Source organism: Porphyromonas canoris, from assembly GCF_000765975.1.
Classification (GTDB): Bacteria; Bacteroidota; Bacteroidia; order Bacteroidales; family Porphyromonadaceae; genus Porphyromonas_A; species Porphyromonas_A canoris.
The window spans coordinates 27,863-43,829 of sequence record NZ_JQZX01000013.1 but is presented as its reverse complement, the minus strand read 5'-3'; the positions used below and the strand labels follow the sequence as shown (position 1 = coordinate 43,829).

Here is a 15,967-nt window from a genome sequence, read left to right as displayed (position 1 = left end):
GTAGGAATACTACTTATTTAATAATTCCTCCTTGAAGTAAAAACAAAAAAAAACATTCTGATTTACAACAGATTGCAATAGCATGGAGTAAATATGACTACTGAAATCAATTATAAACAATCAGAATATTATTACCGGTTGTTTGGGTATTACTTTCTGACAACTTCTATTGATTCCCAAATTGATTCTCCAATGATTTTTTTTGCATTGGTTTCATTGTATTGTCTGCACAGCATTTCTGCACTTTGTTTATATTCGGGGTAATGCTCCAAAACCTCTTGAATTTTTTTCTCAAGAGTTTTGCAGTTCCACTTTCTCATAGGTATCCGAATAGCAGAACCAAACGCCTCTAAATGCTCCAAATTGATTTTCTGTTCAGGTTGCGTAGCGACTCCTATCAAAGGAATTGCGCTCGTTATTGCTGTTTGCAGCGTTCCTTGTCCTCCATGGCATATTACTAAATCAACTCTTTTACTAATAGCTTTTGCCGGAACAAATTTATCGGTTACATAAACATTTTTATTGTTAAGCAGTCGTTGAGACTCTTCCAATGGACAAACAGAAGGAGGAGAAAGAATAATACCACCACACTTCATGCCCCAAGGAGAGTTGAACATCTTTACTATTTCTAATAACTCCTCCTTGCTTCCTGATGTTCCAAAAGTGCAAAAGAACTTTTTGCGTGTATTTGTATCATCAAGAATTTTGAGAATTTCTTTGTCTTTTATTTCTTCTTGCTTTTCCTGAGCATACACCGGTCCTGTAAAGATTACCGTACTGTCGTATTGCTCTGTATGGTAAAAGACTGCCAAATCATTGACCAATAAAAGATCAGACTTAAGCATCTCAAATATGTTGATTAAAGGAGATCCATCCCATCCGGATTTTTCAGCAGCCTTTCTGATTAAGGAATGCTTTAATGCCGGATTCCTCTTTTTTAATGAATGGGGAATACAGCTCATTACCCACTTCTGAAACTTAGCTGGTAATCGAGAAAAGAATAATTCATCAGGAAAGGTGAGGCTCTCATTTAGAAAAGTTTCCGTTAACGGCAGTGGCAGGAAAGCAATGCTTTTTACGCTTGGAATAGCCAAACGCTTTGCGATGCTCCCTATCGGCCAAAATCCATAAATGAGTAAATCGGGGTTGATTTCTTTATATGCTTTAATCTCCCCCTGCAATATATCATAAGCTAATGATTCGTTTCCGATCAGCTCTCCGAATTTAGTTTCGAAATCATCTTGATAGCGAATACCTTCCAATCGAGGAGTAGCCCGATAGAGCTCAAATCCTGCTTCAATAACTTTATCTTCGTATAGGCTTCCTCTTGTGAGGAATACAATCCTGAGATTACAATTCTCTGGTTTATATTCATCTATAATCTTCGCTATCTCAAGGGCTCTTGTTGCATCCCCTCCGTTTTGAAAGATCGTAGCTATAGCTATGGTTATGTTATTTTTCATATCGATTTTGGTTGAAAATTAAAAGTTAACACTTAACCCTATCCTGAATTCTTCTCGATATAATACTGTCATAAACAGGTTTAAGTCCACAAAAGCATCACCGAACATATTTATCTGTTTCTGGTTTTTCTCCAATTGTCTAATGTGAGTTTCGTGAAATGTTCTGTGCGAAATTCATTCAATAATGGAACTGCTTTGTCGTGCTCTGTGTGGCTGTAAGTAAATCCACATTTCTCTTGTACACGCCTTGATTTTTCATTTCCGTCAAAATAACCGCACCAAACGGCAGTCTGCTTTAAGTCATCAAAAGCATATCGAAGTAACTCATTTATAGCTTCGGGTATCAAACCCTGTCCCCAAAATGGCTCTCCAAGCCAGAAGCCTATTTCGCACTCGGTATCTGCCATTTTTGCAGAGTGAATTTCACTTCTTGCCGTCATTAACCCAACGCTACCGACTGCTTCTCCTGTCGCTTTCAATACAACAGCATAAGTTTCAGGAGTCAAAAGAACGCTCTTAATAATCTCACGACTATTCTCTATGCTCGTATGTGGGGGCCAACCAGCTATTGGACCAACATTAGGGTTTTGCGCATACTTGTAAAGATCTTCGGCATCGCTCTCTTGCCATGGTCTCAAAATTAAACGTTCTGTTTGTAATTCCATATTCTTACTAAATCAAGATTTCACTTTATTATCATCTTGTCATATTATTATCTCTCATCTATGACTAATGTAGAATAATGCACTAACACAAAGATATGAAATGAAATAATGTGTTAGATAGAAAAAAGCAAGATAAAAAATCAGAGATTTTATCTTCATCACCTATTCTATCTCGCCTCTTTTCTTTCTTTGGGTTCTCGTCAATGATATAGCCTTATCAGAACTATAAAAGCATAACCGACTAAACGATAAAAATATTATATCCTCCTCTGGTTAGGCATAAAGGATGGGTAGAAAGAAAAATCGCAGCAAGCTAAACACTTGCTGCGATTTTTCTACTTATGTTAGAATGTAATGCTTATTTGACTTCTTCAAAACAAATCTATGCTGATTTACAGTAGATTGCAATTACATGGTACAAATATGATTTCTGAAATCGATTACAAACAATCGGTTNCTTCTTCAAAACAAATCTATGCTGATTTACAGTAGATTGCAATTACATGGTACAAATATGATTTCTGAAATCGATTACAAACAATCGGTTATGGTTATATTGTTGACAATGTAGTAGTGTTTCTGATTTATCTACTCTCTGAGCTTCTTTACCATTACATAGTCGTCTTGATTCTCTTTGACGACATAAAATCCACTGCGTACATACAGTTTAGTAGCAAAATTTGTTTTTTGTACAGATAGAGAACATTGGTGATAACCAGCCAGAAAGAGATGATCAAGTAATGTCTTCCAAAGTTTTGTACCGATGCCTTGTCCTCTAAAGTTTTGATGTAGCGAGATGGAAAGAGAGGGCGTTTGATCATCAATATGTCCATAGTCCATCATGATACGTGCCCATGCTGCTCCGATTATGATTCCATCCACTTCAGCTACTACTGCTAGATCTGAAGCTTTACTCCCAAAGTCTTCAATGTACATATATAGCTCTGGTAGATAAATAATGTCATACGGAGGAGGCTCTACTCCTTCAGGTATGAAAATGGCTTCATACAAAAAGTCCTCCAACATGCAATACTCATGAGGGAACATTCTTCGAAAAACTGCATTATTTGACATTTGCTATAGTATATATGTTTAAACCTATGATAAGTGTTTAACCACAACAAAGGTATATAAAACACCATTTTGTAGCTGTACTGATTCTCGGAAGGAGTGCTCCTGTGAGCACGACAAGCAATAAAAGACCGCTCAATATTATGTACACGTTTTATTTGATTATTATCCACTTTCCAGCCTTTGTAGAGCCTTCGTGCTTGATGACACCTTGCTTGGTCATTTTCTCAATGTAATACTTTATTTTACCCGTTGAACATCCGAGTATCATTTCCATTTCTCTCCGTGTAATCTCTGGATTTTCTTGGATTATGCCTAATAGTTCTTCTTGGATGTTTCTTGGATGTTTTTTTGTCTTTTCTTGAATCTTTTGGGGGCTTTTCTTGGGCAGTTTCTCCTCCAAAGCCTTCTTCAAAATACTTTTGAGAAACGCTCTCAACCACTCGAAAAGCTGTAATCAATGAAAAATCAAAAGAGGCTTGCCCGTTACCGTTTTCTTGCAACTCCTTCTGAACTCGATAGACCCCACGGCTGAATCAGTTTACATAGCCCAAGACTTTCATTGCTTCGGCAATAAAGGGATTCCAATAATCGCTAACATTTGGAAAATTATCAGGACTGACCTTGCCGTACAATCCTCCAGGGTTTTGAATCTCGATGTGGTCGTCGTACTCATAAAACTGAATAGGAGCGTTACCCTCGTAATATCTGTGCATAATGGCATTCATCAACAACTCTCGAGTAGCCCAGTATGGGTACTTGGAAACTGTTTCTTCCCGAAGTACACTTACGGGAATGGGACGCTTTTGTGAGATACTTGTCTCGACAAAAGCATCAATCTTAGGCAATACCCGACAAAGATTACCGCTAAACTTATGTTCGTTGAGAATATCACCCGCACGATCCTTTCCCTTGAAGCGAACATATTGAATATACGCCCCATGTACGTGTCGCTCAGGATTCTTGCCGAACAGGACAATAGCCCCATTAGTCGGACAGTTATAACGCAAATCATATAAGCCAAGAGAGGCAAGTTGATCCGTGATATCTCGTTTATCTTCAGCGAGAATATCCTCAGCCACAGCTTTGGGCAAAAACTCCTTACGAATGAGAGATACATCCAAGTCGTCAATGCTTGTTCCCAGGCAAGGCATGGCATCAAAGGTACGAACATTGGAAAGTCGCCTTTCTGTGAGTATTTTTTCTTCTGCCCCTGTTGCAGTGCTCTTCCGAGGGCCGACACGCACCCAAACACGACCACGATAACGTACAGGAGGAAATTCAGAAGGCTGAACTTCTGCCACCAATACATCCCCTTCATCAAAATGGAACTTCTCTACTGTCATGGTGGGCTGAGGGAGAATGTTGCCATCTGTCCGAATATTGGCAATCTGCAATAAGAGTTTATCATCAACCTGCAAACCTGACAACTCTCCATTGTCCTTTGCTCCAATAATGAGATAGCCATTCTTCCCACTACCCGAAATATCATTTGAGAAAGCGCATATAGCCTGACAAAACTTATCCATATTGCCAGTTGATTCTGTTCTCTCAATATTGTAGCTCTCCGTGTCTGAAAGCATTTGCAGAATTTCCTTTTTCGTTACCATAATTTTCCATTTATCTCCATATGTAATATCGGGTAATCTTTACCTATCTATCTTCATTTCAACTCTTTCTTCAACATAATCATATCTGTTAGTATATCCCATTTTCATAAATTGTCTGGGCATAATTCTCAAGAAAAAAGTTTTCCTTTATCGCATACTTCGAATAACCATTCTTCTCATAAAATTGAATCTGTTTTGTCCCACAATCAGCTGTGCCGACAATAATAGTTATATAACCACCTTTTCTGGCAATTTCTTCTGCTTTTTTCAGAATCCAGCTACCCAGCCCTTTCCCCTGATATGCAGGAGAGATAGCTATGTTTTTTATTTCAATTGTTTGTTTATCTACTGGCAACAGACTTATCACACCTACTATTTTCCCCTGTTGTTTTGCTATGTAAACATCTGAATAAGGAAGATACTTGTTTATAGCTACAACTGTTTCGTCTGCTAACAGGAGCAGATTATAGGGGTAATACTTTTCTATTCTACTGAAGATAAAGTCCATTGTATTTCTTATGGTTGAAACTGATCTGTCGATTATTTTTTAACTCTTTTCTTATATTGATAATAATTACCTATCTGTATTTCTTTCTTTTGTTGGTGCAAAGGTCGAATTATCTATCAACTCATCAAATGCTAATGCTCCATAAAAGAATATTTTGTTTATCTTCAGTTCAGAGAATATGATTATTAGCTATATGAATTGTGCATTATAGCATTTCTCTAATGAATTCGTACAAGAAAGTACCACTAGCAAAACAACAGGTCTTATGATGACTATCTGCTTTTTTTATATCTGCGAAATCCGACACTGCTTTAATCCATAGTGCCTTTCTATCAAGAGTATGAGCTGTTGCATAGAGAGCAAAGCCTTCCATATCAAGTGCTTGTAATTTACGTTCATCTTCCTGTAGTTTTTTGACAACTCCAGAAGAAGCAATAACAAAAGGACCGCACACAGTTTTGGCTATACAAGCAGATACATTATCTTTCTCATCCTTTAGGTTGGCATCATGAATAGAATCATTTATTGTTCTCAAATGTTCAGAGTCAGAGATGAATTCAGCCACCAATGCAATTAAACCACGATTTGCAGATATCTGATTCATTTCTTTTAAAAACTTAATATCCCCTAACACTTCCTCTTTGAGTTTCCCAGATGCATAGTCGTGTATAGCATCTGCAATTATGATATCATCTAAGTTGACATCGCCATTATTTATACCTGCAGTGATACCAGTCATAAAAATTGTATCGACATCAAAACGATTATACATGGTAGATGCGAGAATTGATGTTGCACAAATACCTGGTTTATTTGCACATGCAGCTATAATGCTATAATCTTTCATATGACTGCTTGTGATCTTGGTTGTCTTAAATACATACGGAAGTCCTTCTATTTGTATAGATTCCCATTTGCAACTAACGAATGCTTTTTGCATCATTATAAATTCTTCATTCAATGCACAGATGATTCCCAAGTCAAATTTATTGCAGTTTTTAATAGACATTTCTATGTCTTTCTTCATTTGTCCTAACTGACAGACTTTATCCTTAAGCTGTGTTTTCCAGTCATTATTCTTACGTGAGTAAAATAACAAATACCACAACTTATCCTTAAATTCTTTCTGTTGTCCAGAAAACTCATCCTCAAATTCTGTTAGGCCAATTATTTGGATTGGTTTCTTTATACTTTGATTAATATATATTTCTTCTAATAACTCAACACCTCCACGCCTGTTCATCTCAATCTTTTGATCCCCCCTATGCTCAGGAAGCACCATGTCAAGGATGAGCATGTCGTACGTTTTTGTCTGAAGCATTTCTCGCCCATCTACTAGACAGAGAGCTTCTTCTATTAATATTTCACCCTGAGGGAATAATGGCAAAATAACAGATTTAAGAGACTCTCTCTTATCGTTACTGTCATCTAATAATAAAATCTGTATCATGATAGAATTTCTTTTATTTGTTTTTTTAAATGATGTTTCCAATCATTTTTTTGTGAAGAATAATAGACATATGATTTATAATTCTGAGGATAGTCCTTTTTAAGATCAAGATCGAAAGCATCCAACTGTTTACGACCAAATACATTATACATTGTAACAACAATGACCGGAGTCATGATTTGTCTAAGGAACATTCCTTCAAGAATATATTGACCTGCAGACGGTTCTGGTAGTCCACCACTTGCATCTTTTGACAAGTCATAAGTTGACATAGACATATCCAACAATATCAGTGAGTAATCGCTCCCATGTTCAAATATCTCTTCTTGTGCAGAGTTATATGATGTACGTTGTATAACTTCACACTCAGGAAAATCCTGTTTCAGAAAGGCAAGTATATTATTCGCCTTTTCTTCATAATCTTCAACTAACAATATTCTCTTCATTAATCAACATGTCTTTAATGTTAAATAAGATTTCAACGACACATTTCCCTTCAGTTGCTCTAATGGTAAAAGTATTATCGGGGTTTCCGAAATCGTATTTTACTATAGTCATTGCCTTTACCAGTCCGCTACCGCCTTCTTGCTGCAATTTTGCGACATCGTTCATTTTTTGACTGAAAATATTATTCAAACTATCTTCTTGCATCTTATCTTGAAGATCATTAATTAACGATATTTTTATTATATTTTTATCCATCATTTGAGAACTAATTTGGAATATTCTGGGATTTGTATTCTTGCTGTATCTTAGCATGTTTGTTAAAAAGATAAAGAATAAGTCGAACATAGAAGAGCTATATTCAGAACGTATTTGAGCAGGCAAAGATACCATGTTCACATCCATTCTGGCAGGAATATCTTGATAATATCTTGCTGCTTGCTCCATAGTCATACGAATATGGCTTTCAATATCAAAATCTTCAAATTTGGTTTCCTGCCTATAAAACCAATTTTCAACTTTAGTTAGTTTATTTGTTAATGCAGCTCTAGCATTATTGATTGCTGTTTTCAAATCTGCACACAACATGTCATGACCTGAAAGGGAATCAAAACATTGCTCCAAGGTTTGTAGATGTTTGAATATTCCAGGCTTTAATTCTTTAGATATCCTTGCCCTGATAATCTCCAGACGCTTCTCTGTTATTTCCCAAAGGTAAGCTATTACTCCTTTACAAAATGATTCCCGATTATGTGTTTTAGACTCTATTTCCATCAGATGGTCACATAATTCTTTCGTGCTTACTGTATAATCAAACTCTCCTTTTTTTTCGTCATCTTCATCAACACGAATTTGAATAACAGAATCTTTAAATGATGATATTAGGGTGTCAATATTATCGGAGAACTTTGCTTGTGCATCATACAAGTTTTTATCTATCTCCGGACCTAAAGAGTACTCTACTCGCCAATAATCAGAAGGCATATATTGCTGTCCGGACTGGCTAAGAATGAGATTCAATCTCTCAAAATCAGATCTTAATTCTCCTTCAAATACACCATGTCTAATTCGTGTACTTAAATAGGTTCCTAATCCAAATCTACTTTTCAAGAATGCGAATCTTATTACATTGAAAATTTGAAGTGCGACTTCTTCTATCGCATTATTTGAGTATGTTGCAATGTCATCTATCAAATCTGTTGCATTATTATGCGAAAAATGAGTGCCATTAACTAGAACAAATACTCTATTACTGCGAACCAAGATTGCTTGTTTTTTAAACCTGTCATACAGGTCGTCAATTTTGCATAGTTCATACTTCATTATTGCATCCTCATTCACAAAAATTTTACTATCATCAAGTTTTTTCATTCCTCTATACGCGACTATCTCGTGCATTAATTCTGTACACATATTGGCATATAGGTAATTATCAGGGAAATAACTTTTTAGATAGCTGGCAATCTTTATCTTTTCATCAAGCACCTCTAATGTGCTTTTCAGTTTGTAATGGTGATATAGCAAATCATCTGTAACAAGCAGATATAGAAAAAGCTCAACCATCTTTGGGTCTTTTCTTTTGAACTTAGACAATAATTCTGACGGATATTCCACATTTTCATACTTACAGTAACTTTCTAGTACGAACTGTTTTTGAGGATAATTCTCGGCGTTTAAAAATACAAATATCAAGAAATCAATATTATTTTTAAGCCCCTTATATCTTGAATTCTTAATATCTATCATAAATTGCTTTGTATCCACCTTAGACACAAAAGCCTTGTTGCCAATATATTTATCTACATAAAAACGGACAGCTTTCTGTCTATTAGATATACCCATGTTTATGTATGACATAAAAGTATATTCCACCGCAGTTTGAACAGTAGGTATATATTCTGTATTCTTTTCAATTATAGAATTCCATAAATCTACAGCTTTTTCGTATTCTCCATTTTCAAAAGTAATTTTTGCATTATCAACTTCACGTATATAATCAACAACGTTCGACTCTTCTGTCGTTAATTTTTCCACTCTTCTTTTTTGGTATGGTATAACGACTGATCCTTTATCATGTTTCAGTCCCCAATCCAAATATGCCAGTTTTTCTTCATTATCTTCAAAAGCCGTAGTAAATAATGGATCGAAATAGGTCATGGTTGATAAATGAAGCCATGGATCTTTCATCCACTTTTTTTCTTCTTTTATATAATAATCCAACCCACTAGCGAAACTTAATCCATACAAATTTTTGCTGCGTTGATATAACAAATCGAGACTTGTCGCATTATCCTGTTCTGTCATCACTGAATGAACCAGTCTTGCCACCTCATTCAAAACAGAGTCAGTGTTATTTGTTATTGGTTTAAAACCCTTGTTTTTGAAAAGAAGGGCTCTACAATACAACTTTAGAACATCAAAAAGATATGGTTTCTCTGCTAAATACTCTTTGCATTCTGCAATTACATTATCATAATATCCTGTATAATATTTGTCCAATATAGAGATAAAATCCCTATCGTAATATTCTTCGGGAAATTCCTTATAAGGTTTAAGCAAGATATATGGAATCCAGCAACGATCTGATGTCATATGATAAAGTAAATTTGCATAATAGCTTACTACTTCTTTGCTTTCATCATCTTTTATTATATAAGATCTAAAAACATAATTCATCAATATATACCTATCTACCACAGAATTCAAACTTTCCATTATCAAAGTAACAGAAAGATCATCAATATCATAATTCTGGTAGTAGTTCAAGCGGAACAAATAGTAATTGTAGCGATCATTTTGAAATTCAGTTCTGTTTTTCTTATATCTTGAATAAAGATCTGCATCGTATTCATAAGGCGGAACAGAGCGCTGACTTCTTGAAAATATATTTGATAATACTATTGGAACGAATCCACGCTTCAAATCTTTGTGTATTGTGTTAAATTTACTAACGATTCCAATACTTTTCGACAAGTCATTTTGAAGACCTGCTATTGTTAATCGCATTTCATAATACCAAACTGTATATCCGATACTTTCTAAAGATTGTTCCAATAACAATTCCGCTTGTGAATAATCTCCAAGAAGAATATTTTTTTCTACTTTGTCGCGTAAAGATATAAACTGCCTTAAAATACCTTTGTGTTTTTTAAAGCATTGTAGTACCCAATTTATTTCAATATCTAGCGATTGAGGTTTAAAAAAATAGCGATTCATGCCTGTCCCAAGATCCTCTATTCTTTTTGGCAGCATATTGCCCCATATCACACTGCTTAATGGGGTATAAGAATTAAATGAGCTGTTGAAAGTTAGGTTTATTAATTCATTATTCCGAGTATATTTCAATGTATATGCAATTTCAGACCATTTTCTTTTATTGCCTTTCATGGATAGGAAAGCCTCTGTAACCTGATAATCCTTCCAATCGGCCTTAATTTCAGGTACTGTTATTTGAGGTGTAAATCGTTTGTTTGCCATACTGTTTTTATTTACATTACACAAATACAAATGATGAAGTTAGAAATCTTATATCTGAGACTCGATGTCATCGCAATCCTTCTTGACAACGAAATCCCACAATCGATCCAAGTTCACTTCCCCCTCCTCTGACACCAAGGAGCCTTTTGGCTGTATGGAGTAATTCTGGAGATATTCCCCTTCTTTCGCTGAACCTCCATTATTAAATCGCAGTTTAAACCGGTTAGTGGCACTAACTAGTTCGTTGTTCTCCTTCTTTAGCTTGATTTTCAGAAAAATCCAATGGTTTCTTGTCTTTTGATAATCGTCTTGCTCGTTGATTGCTGCAATGATATCAAGTACCGAGAGCCACCACTTACTGTTTTCATCGTCCCATACAGCCCTCACTTTATGGTCGTTGAAGAAACGGATTGATTTCTTATATTGTTCTTTATACTTTGCCATAATGAAAATCGTTACTAATCTAGGTTGTTAATCAATTCTTTAGGGCTAACCTGTAATATATCCGCAATCTGGAAGAGGGTTTCAAGGCTTGGTTGGCGGCGATTACAGGCATAGGCATTGACTATGCTGAAGCTTTTGCCGAGTTTTTCAGCAAGCCATGTTTGCTTAATTCCTTTCTCCTCAAGCACTTCTTTTATTCGATTCATGGGTTTATCCATTGCGTTCAATGTTCTTTTGATAGCGCAAAGATATGAAATGAAATAGCATAGAAAAAGGGAATGAGAATTTATTTTCTCATCCCCTTAAACCTTTTAATGGGTGTCGAAGAGAAGCATTTATTTCCGTTGTTTTATGGACTCTGCCTGTTTCTGAAGTTCATTTGCTTGGGATGTGTTCAGGCGGGCTCGCTCAGTCTTTTCTGCTTGCTCTTTGACTAATCGTTCGTAAGTTTCCACTTGTTCTCGGATAAGTATAATTTGCTGTTCGTCTCTCTGATAAGTGAAGAGTGTTTCCAAATCCATTAGCTTTTCCTGATTAACTTCTCCATACATTTTGATGTAGCGATACTTCAAATCATTATCCGATAGTTGACCGTTTTGTCGCATTTGCCAAAAGTTTCCAACCAGAGAAAACAAAAGAACAAGCCCCATACAGCAAAGAGTGATAGCCGTTTTACTATTCTTAAAGTCAAGACTAAAAACATGTTCTTTACGGATGATAGCACGACTCTCTTTGCCCATCTCATCAATTTTCGCCTCAATGGCTTGTAGAGTCTCTCTTTTTTCTTCATTCCATCCATCCAGCTTCTCAAAGACTGTTTCCAGCCCTGCCACTACACTCTTGGTAAGTATTTCTTCCAAGACTCTGATTTGTTCGGGGGAAAACACCTCTTGCTTTGAAAGTGTATTCATCTTCCCAAGAAGCTCTTCGATTTTACTCAAGTCGATTGTTTGTTGTTCAGATCTTCCTTTTAACGAGGCAGTCATTTCGGTAAGACTTTGCTTCAATTCCTCAAATAGACCATATACGGCCGAAGTATCCATTCTATCTGTATTCATATACTTTTTCTTTTGTGATTAAACATTAGTACAGTACTCTGCGTATTCTGATTTTGCTTTTAGCTGCCAATTTTCGGGCTTTCAGAGCCTGAATGTATTCGGCAAGCGTTGCATCATAATGAGGACTATTAAAGAGAGAGAAAATGTTGAGTTGCCCGATAAGAGAATCAAGAACATCCATCGCACCTCCTATTTCTGATGTTTTGAACTCCTGTTTTTCTGCCACTTGCAGTGCTTGATAAGCATTATCTTTAATCAGCCTGTCAATCTTTGAGAAGCTACATTCTCTATCTACATGGGAGCCTGAAATCCGATTACCGTCTTTCTCAAAAATGATGCCCTGAATCTTATCTGTATTGCCATTCATCTTGAATTCCAAGCCTATACCTGATTGCTTTAGGGTCGCTTGCAACTGGCCCCACGTTAAACTTTGAGGAATAGCTTTTTTAAGAGCATCGTAAATCTCATATTTGGTTTTGTCGTTCCCTTTCAGCCGTTCACGCTTGACATTCTCTTTTCCAGAAGCAATATATAATCCGTATTTCTTGGTCAGTTCCATGCAGATCTTCGTGCTACGTAGCTTTTCATTTTGATCCGAAATTCTTCGACCATCGTTATCAATACGATTGATTACTATGTGTATGTGTGGATGGTCTGTATCGTGGTGACGAGCAATAAGATACTGCGTGTTGGAGTAGCTCATTTTCTGTAAATATTCCTGTGCCACCTTGACCATAAAAGCATCCGTTAAACGCCCTTTATCTTGAGCTGAGAAATCCAAAGAGATGTGGGCTACAGGTTTCGTAATCTTGGGATTAAGTTTACTTTGAGTAACAAAGCTTCGGATTATAGCTTCTCTATCTTTCAGACGAATGCCTTTTGCCTGCAAGAGCTGAGCACGATCTTTCTCCAAAACATAGTTTATCACCCCTCGAAATCCTCTCCCCTGAACAATCTTAGCAATCATCTTCGATTCGTTTTATGATATTGTCCAATCTCTCAGTCATCGCAAGGTTGTCTTGATAGACTCGTGCGTATCCCATAGCATTGGCTTTGTGAGCAATCTGATTAACATTATTGGCCATTCCACTTAGCTGGCGAAGGTGATTCATCAATTCGGGAGATAGTCTCTGCCTGACTATACTCGTAGCAATACAACGACGGATGTATTCACTTCGAGTAATCCCTGCAAGCCGCGCTTTAGCTTTCAGAGAGTAGAACTCCTCGGTTGCCATTTTCAGTGTAACCTTATATTTCTTCTTTTCTATAGGTCGTTTGGGAGGACGACCATTCGTATTACGATTTTCTATTGTTTTCATTGCTATACTTGTTTTGATTTATGAATAGACCAACGGGATGAGTCAATCCTCGAAGAGCAAGGTTTTGGTCAGACCAAAACACAAACTTGCTCCCTTAATAATCAAAGAACTTGACTCCAGACCCATTCATCGTTTGAGTCCCCGACTTCTCATTCTCGGAGGAGAAATGAGTCCTTGATTTTTCCGACAGAGAAAATCATTCAAGTCTTTATGCTCTTTATAGAGGATGGAGCAATCATTAACGGGAAAATTCATTCTCCGAAGTACTTCAAGCGTTTTCTTTCCTGCTGCATCGTTATCGAGATAAGCGTTAACAATAGCATATTTCGAGAGTAAGGAATGAGCCTTTTGGAGATTGTTTACAGAGTTCAGTACAATCGCAGATTCAGTATTTCTGTCAGGATAAAGGGTACAAAAACTCAAGTAATCTATAAATCCTTCAAAGAGATTTACAGTGTCCGTATTTCGATCAAAGGAGGAGACACTGGAAGGAGGTAAACAGCCTTTGAAATAGAGATTACGAATAGCATAACCTCCCAAGTCGTTGGGCATTCCGATAGCGTAATAAGTACGCCCTTTTACTTGATAGTGAACCTCACGACAGTACCGTTTCGCCACAGAACAATCAATCTTACGGTCTTGCAGATATCTCAGCAAATTAGGATGATGCAAAGAGACGGCTTCGATTATTTTCATCTCTTCGCGCCTCTCTACCTGTCGGTCAAAGTCGTTCTGCGTAAGAGGGCTAATCTCTACACGGTTTTCTAACAGTCCAATTGTTTGAGACAGTGTGCAGCCATGTAGTTTCATTACCAAATCAATTATGCTGCCACCTTCTCCTCCTCCAAAGTCATACCAGAGGTTTGCCCTATAATCAACCTTGAAACTTGGGCAACTCTCTTCTCGAAAAGGACTTCTATACATTCCATAACTTGTATATTCCTTCACTGGGTAATGGCCTTTATTAGCCAAATAATCCTTCAGAGATAAGGATTTTATATGTTCAATATTCATCATGTTTTTCTAAGTTTTGGAGATTCTCCTTACTACATGAATATGGATGGATAACTCATTCACGGTGAAAAGAAAAAGAGTCGTAACCTGTTTTCTTGTAGTAGTATCATCTGGTGTGAGTAGTAACTCTGTTGTAAGACAGATTATAAGACCATACTACACGCTCAATCGTTTTTCTTTCACTGGATTAAATCCTCTTGTAGTAAGTAGTAACTGTAATTTATCAATAGGTCAAAAGGAACTCACGAACGGATTCGGAAAGACTTTCCTGATATGATAGACATACATAGGGTTACCTCCTATCCGTCGGGACTTTCGTTCAAATCCTGCTTTGCGCAGAGCTTCTCCCATTCGTTTTTCGGAGAGGTTCAGCGTAGTATATCCACGCAAATAATTCAGAACTTCCGAAGTGGTCATATAAGATTCTTCCGTAGGACTTGGTTTCTCAAAGCCTTTGAGTAACATTTCGTATTCGACTGTCTGCACATGAAAGCCTTCACTCTCTCGGTGCAATTCTGCAATCTCAGCATCATCAAACCAGTACCGATATCCACTTTTCCAATACCACCAAGCCTCCGAATAAACCTTATTGATATCAACCTGTTTAGCAGCTTCTATGTCAATAGCTTCTACCTCAAAAGGAAGAAACCGACGACTACCCGTTGGATCCGTAAGGAAGTCATTACCATTTACCGAAGCCATAAAACTGGCTAAGTGAGGATACTCTTCGATGTACGTATCGTATGGTCTGCGATACTTAACCCGTGGAGTAGTGATGAGATTCTTCAACTCGTTTTCGTCTCTTTTGTTGAGGGCTTTGAGTTGGTCATCAATATTGATAAACAGGTATTCGGCTATAAGGGTCTGTGTATCCTTGTTTTGAGGGTCAATAGTACCTGTAAACAAATATGCTTTCAGCTCTATGGGACAAAGCAAGTCTAAGAAAGTTGTCTTGAACTTACCTTGCTCTCCAGTCAAAACCAGACAGGTGTGATTGCGACAGAATAAATCATCCATCGCATTCGCCACCACTGCAATAAGCCATTTGGTCAGATAAGTTTGCCACTTCTCAGGATTCCGAACCGTTACGCACGAAGCCAAGTGAATAATCTCCGAATCCTCTCCCTCGTTCCACTTCGATAGTTTTGATAAATACTCCTGTACAGGATTGATACGTGGGCAGAAATCACTTTCCAATATCGCTCGTATATTCTCTGCCGAGGTACTGATACCTTGTGAAGAATCCAACAGCCGTCGCATGGAGTTGATATCGAATTTACCAAGTGGGAAGAACGGTTCTTCTTTATTCGAGTATCGAAACTCCGTGCGACTTTTTACGGTATTGAATCGAAAGTCATAGTGCTCCCTTAGAAAAGACTCTATCCGTTCATTCTTGGATTGCTTCCCTTCTGGTCGTTCATCCTTTTCTTCTTTCATCGTTGAA

Annotated in this window: 13 protein-coding genes and 2 pseudogenes; all 15 read right to left on the bottom strand. The window is 37.0% G+C overall.

The features are described 5' to 3' along the window. Positions 1–149: 149 nt before the first annotated feature. The 15 genes and pseudogenes from HQ29_RS08165 to HQ29_RS08095 all read right to left on the bottom strand — a co-directional run bounded on the left by HQ29_RS08165 (position 150) and on the right by HQ29_RS08095 (position 15,960). Positions 150–1,463 carry a nucleotide disphospho-sugar-binding domain-containing protein gene (locus HQ29_RS08165; protein ID WP_036869129.1) on the bottom strand — a complete coding sequence of 438 codons (1,314 nt, stop codon included), beginning with the start codon at positions 1,461–1,463 and terminating at the stop codon, positions 150–152. Positions 1,464–1,573: 110 nt separating this feature from the next. Next, positions 1,574–2,128, bottom strand: coding sequence for a GNAT family N-acetyltransferase (locus HQ29_RS08160; RefSeq protein ID WP_036869126.1), 555 nt, complete (start codon positions 2,126–2,128; stop codon positions 1,574–1,576). A 588-nt stretch (positions 2,129–2,716) separates the two neighbouring features. Next, positions 2,717–3,154, bottom strand: coding sequence for a GNAT family N-acetyltransferase (locus HQ29_RS08155; protein WP_152565556.1), 438 nt, complete (start codon positions 3,152–3,154; stop codon positions 2,717–2,719). A gap of 199 nt (positions 3,155–3,353) precedes the next feature. Next, a pseudogene (locus tag HQ29_RS08150) lies at positions 3,354–4,809 on the bottom strand (RNA-binding domain-containing protein). Between the two features lie 88 nt (positions 4,810–4,897). Next, positions 4,898–5,317, bottom strand: coding sequence for a GNAT family N-acetyltransferase (locus HQ29_RS08145; RefSeq protein ID WP_052090017.1), 420 nt, complete (start codon positions 5,315–5,317; stop codon positions 4,898–4,900). Positions 5,318–5,522: 205 nt separating this feature from the next. Next, positions 5,523–6,767, bottom strand: a complete 1,245-nt coding sequence (locus tag HQ29_RS08140; protein WP_036869124.1) for a phosphorylase family protein — start codon at positions 6,765–6,767, stop codon at positions 5,523–5,525. Further along, positions 6,764–7,213, bottom strand: a complete 450-nt coding sequence (locus tag HQ29_RS08135) for a response regulator transcription factor (protein WP_036869121.1) — start codon at positions 7,211–7,213, stop codon at positions 6,764–6,766. Before HQ29_RS08135 ends, HQ29_RS08140 begins: the two co-directional genes overlap by 4 nt. Beyond that, positions 7,191–10,688: a hypothetical protein gene (locus HQ29_RS08130; RefSeq protein ID WP_036869119.1), complete on the bottom strand. Its 3,498-nt coding sequence runs from the start codon at positions 10,686–10,688 to the stop codon at positions 7,191–7,193. The genes HQ29_RS08135 and HQ29_RS08130 overlap by 23 nt, the downstream gene beginning before the upstream one ends. Positions 10,689–10,883: 195 nt before the next feature. Continuing rightward, a pseudogene (locus tag HQ29_RS10545) lies at positions 10,884–11,132 on the bottom strand (cell filamentation protein Fic); the annotation flags it as partial. 14 nt (positions 11,133–11,146) lie between these two features. Then, the gene (locus tag HQ29_RS08120) at positions 11,147–11,350 is read right to left on the bottom strand and encodes a helix-turn-helix domain-containing protein (protein WP_036869117.1); all 204 of its coding nucleotides are present in this window, start codon (positions 11,348–11,350) and stop codon (positions 11,147–11,149) included. A gap of 117 nt (positions 11,351–11,467) precedes the next feature. Beyond that, positions 11,468–12,190, bottom strand: coding sequence for a hypothetical protein (locus tag HQ29_RS08115; RefSeq protein WP_036869114.1), 723 nt, complete (start codon positions 12,188–12,190; stop codon positions 11,468–11,470). Between the two features lie 25 nt (positions 12,191–12,215). Further along, positions 12,216–13,157 (bottom strand): relaxase/mobilization nuclease domain-containing protein, encoded by a 942-nt coding sequence (locus HQ29_RS08110; protein ID WP_036869110.1) that lies wholly within the window; start codon positions 13,155–13,157, stop codon positions 12,216–12,218. Continuing rightward, complete coding sequence (locus HQ29_RS08105) at positions 13,147–13,509, bottom strand: MobC family plasmid mobilization relaxosome protein (RefSeq protein ID WP_036869107.1); 363 nt, start codon at positions 13,507–13,509, stop codon at positions 13,147–13,149. Before HQ29_RS08105 ends, HQ29_RS08110 begins: the two co-directional genes overlap by 11 nt. 126 nt (positions 13,510–13,635) lie before the next feature. Next, on the bottom strand, positions 13,636–14,433 hold the full coding sequence (locus tag HQ29_RS08100; protein WP_235318037.1) for a toprim domain-containing protein: 798 nt from the start codon (positions 14,431–14,433) through the stop codon (positions 13,636–13,638). Between the two features lie 321 nt (positions 14,434–14,754). Further along, the gene (locus HQ29_RS08095) at positions 14,755–15,960 is read right to left on the bottom strand and encodes a VapE domain-containing protein (RefSeq protein WP_036869103.1); all 1,206 of its coding nucleotides are present in this window, start codon (positions 15,958–15,960) and stop codon (positions 14,755–14,757) included. Positions 15,961–15,967: the final 7 nt, after the last annotated feature.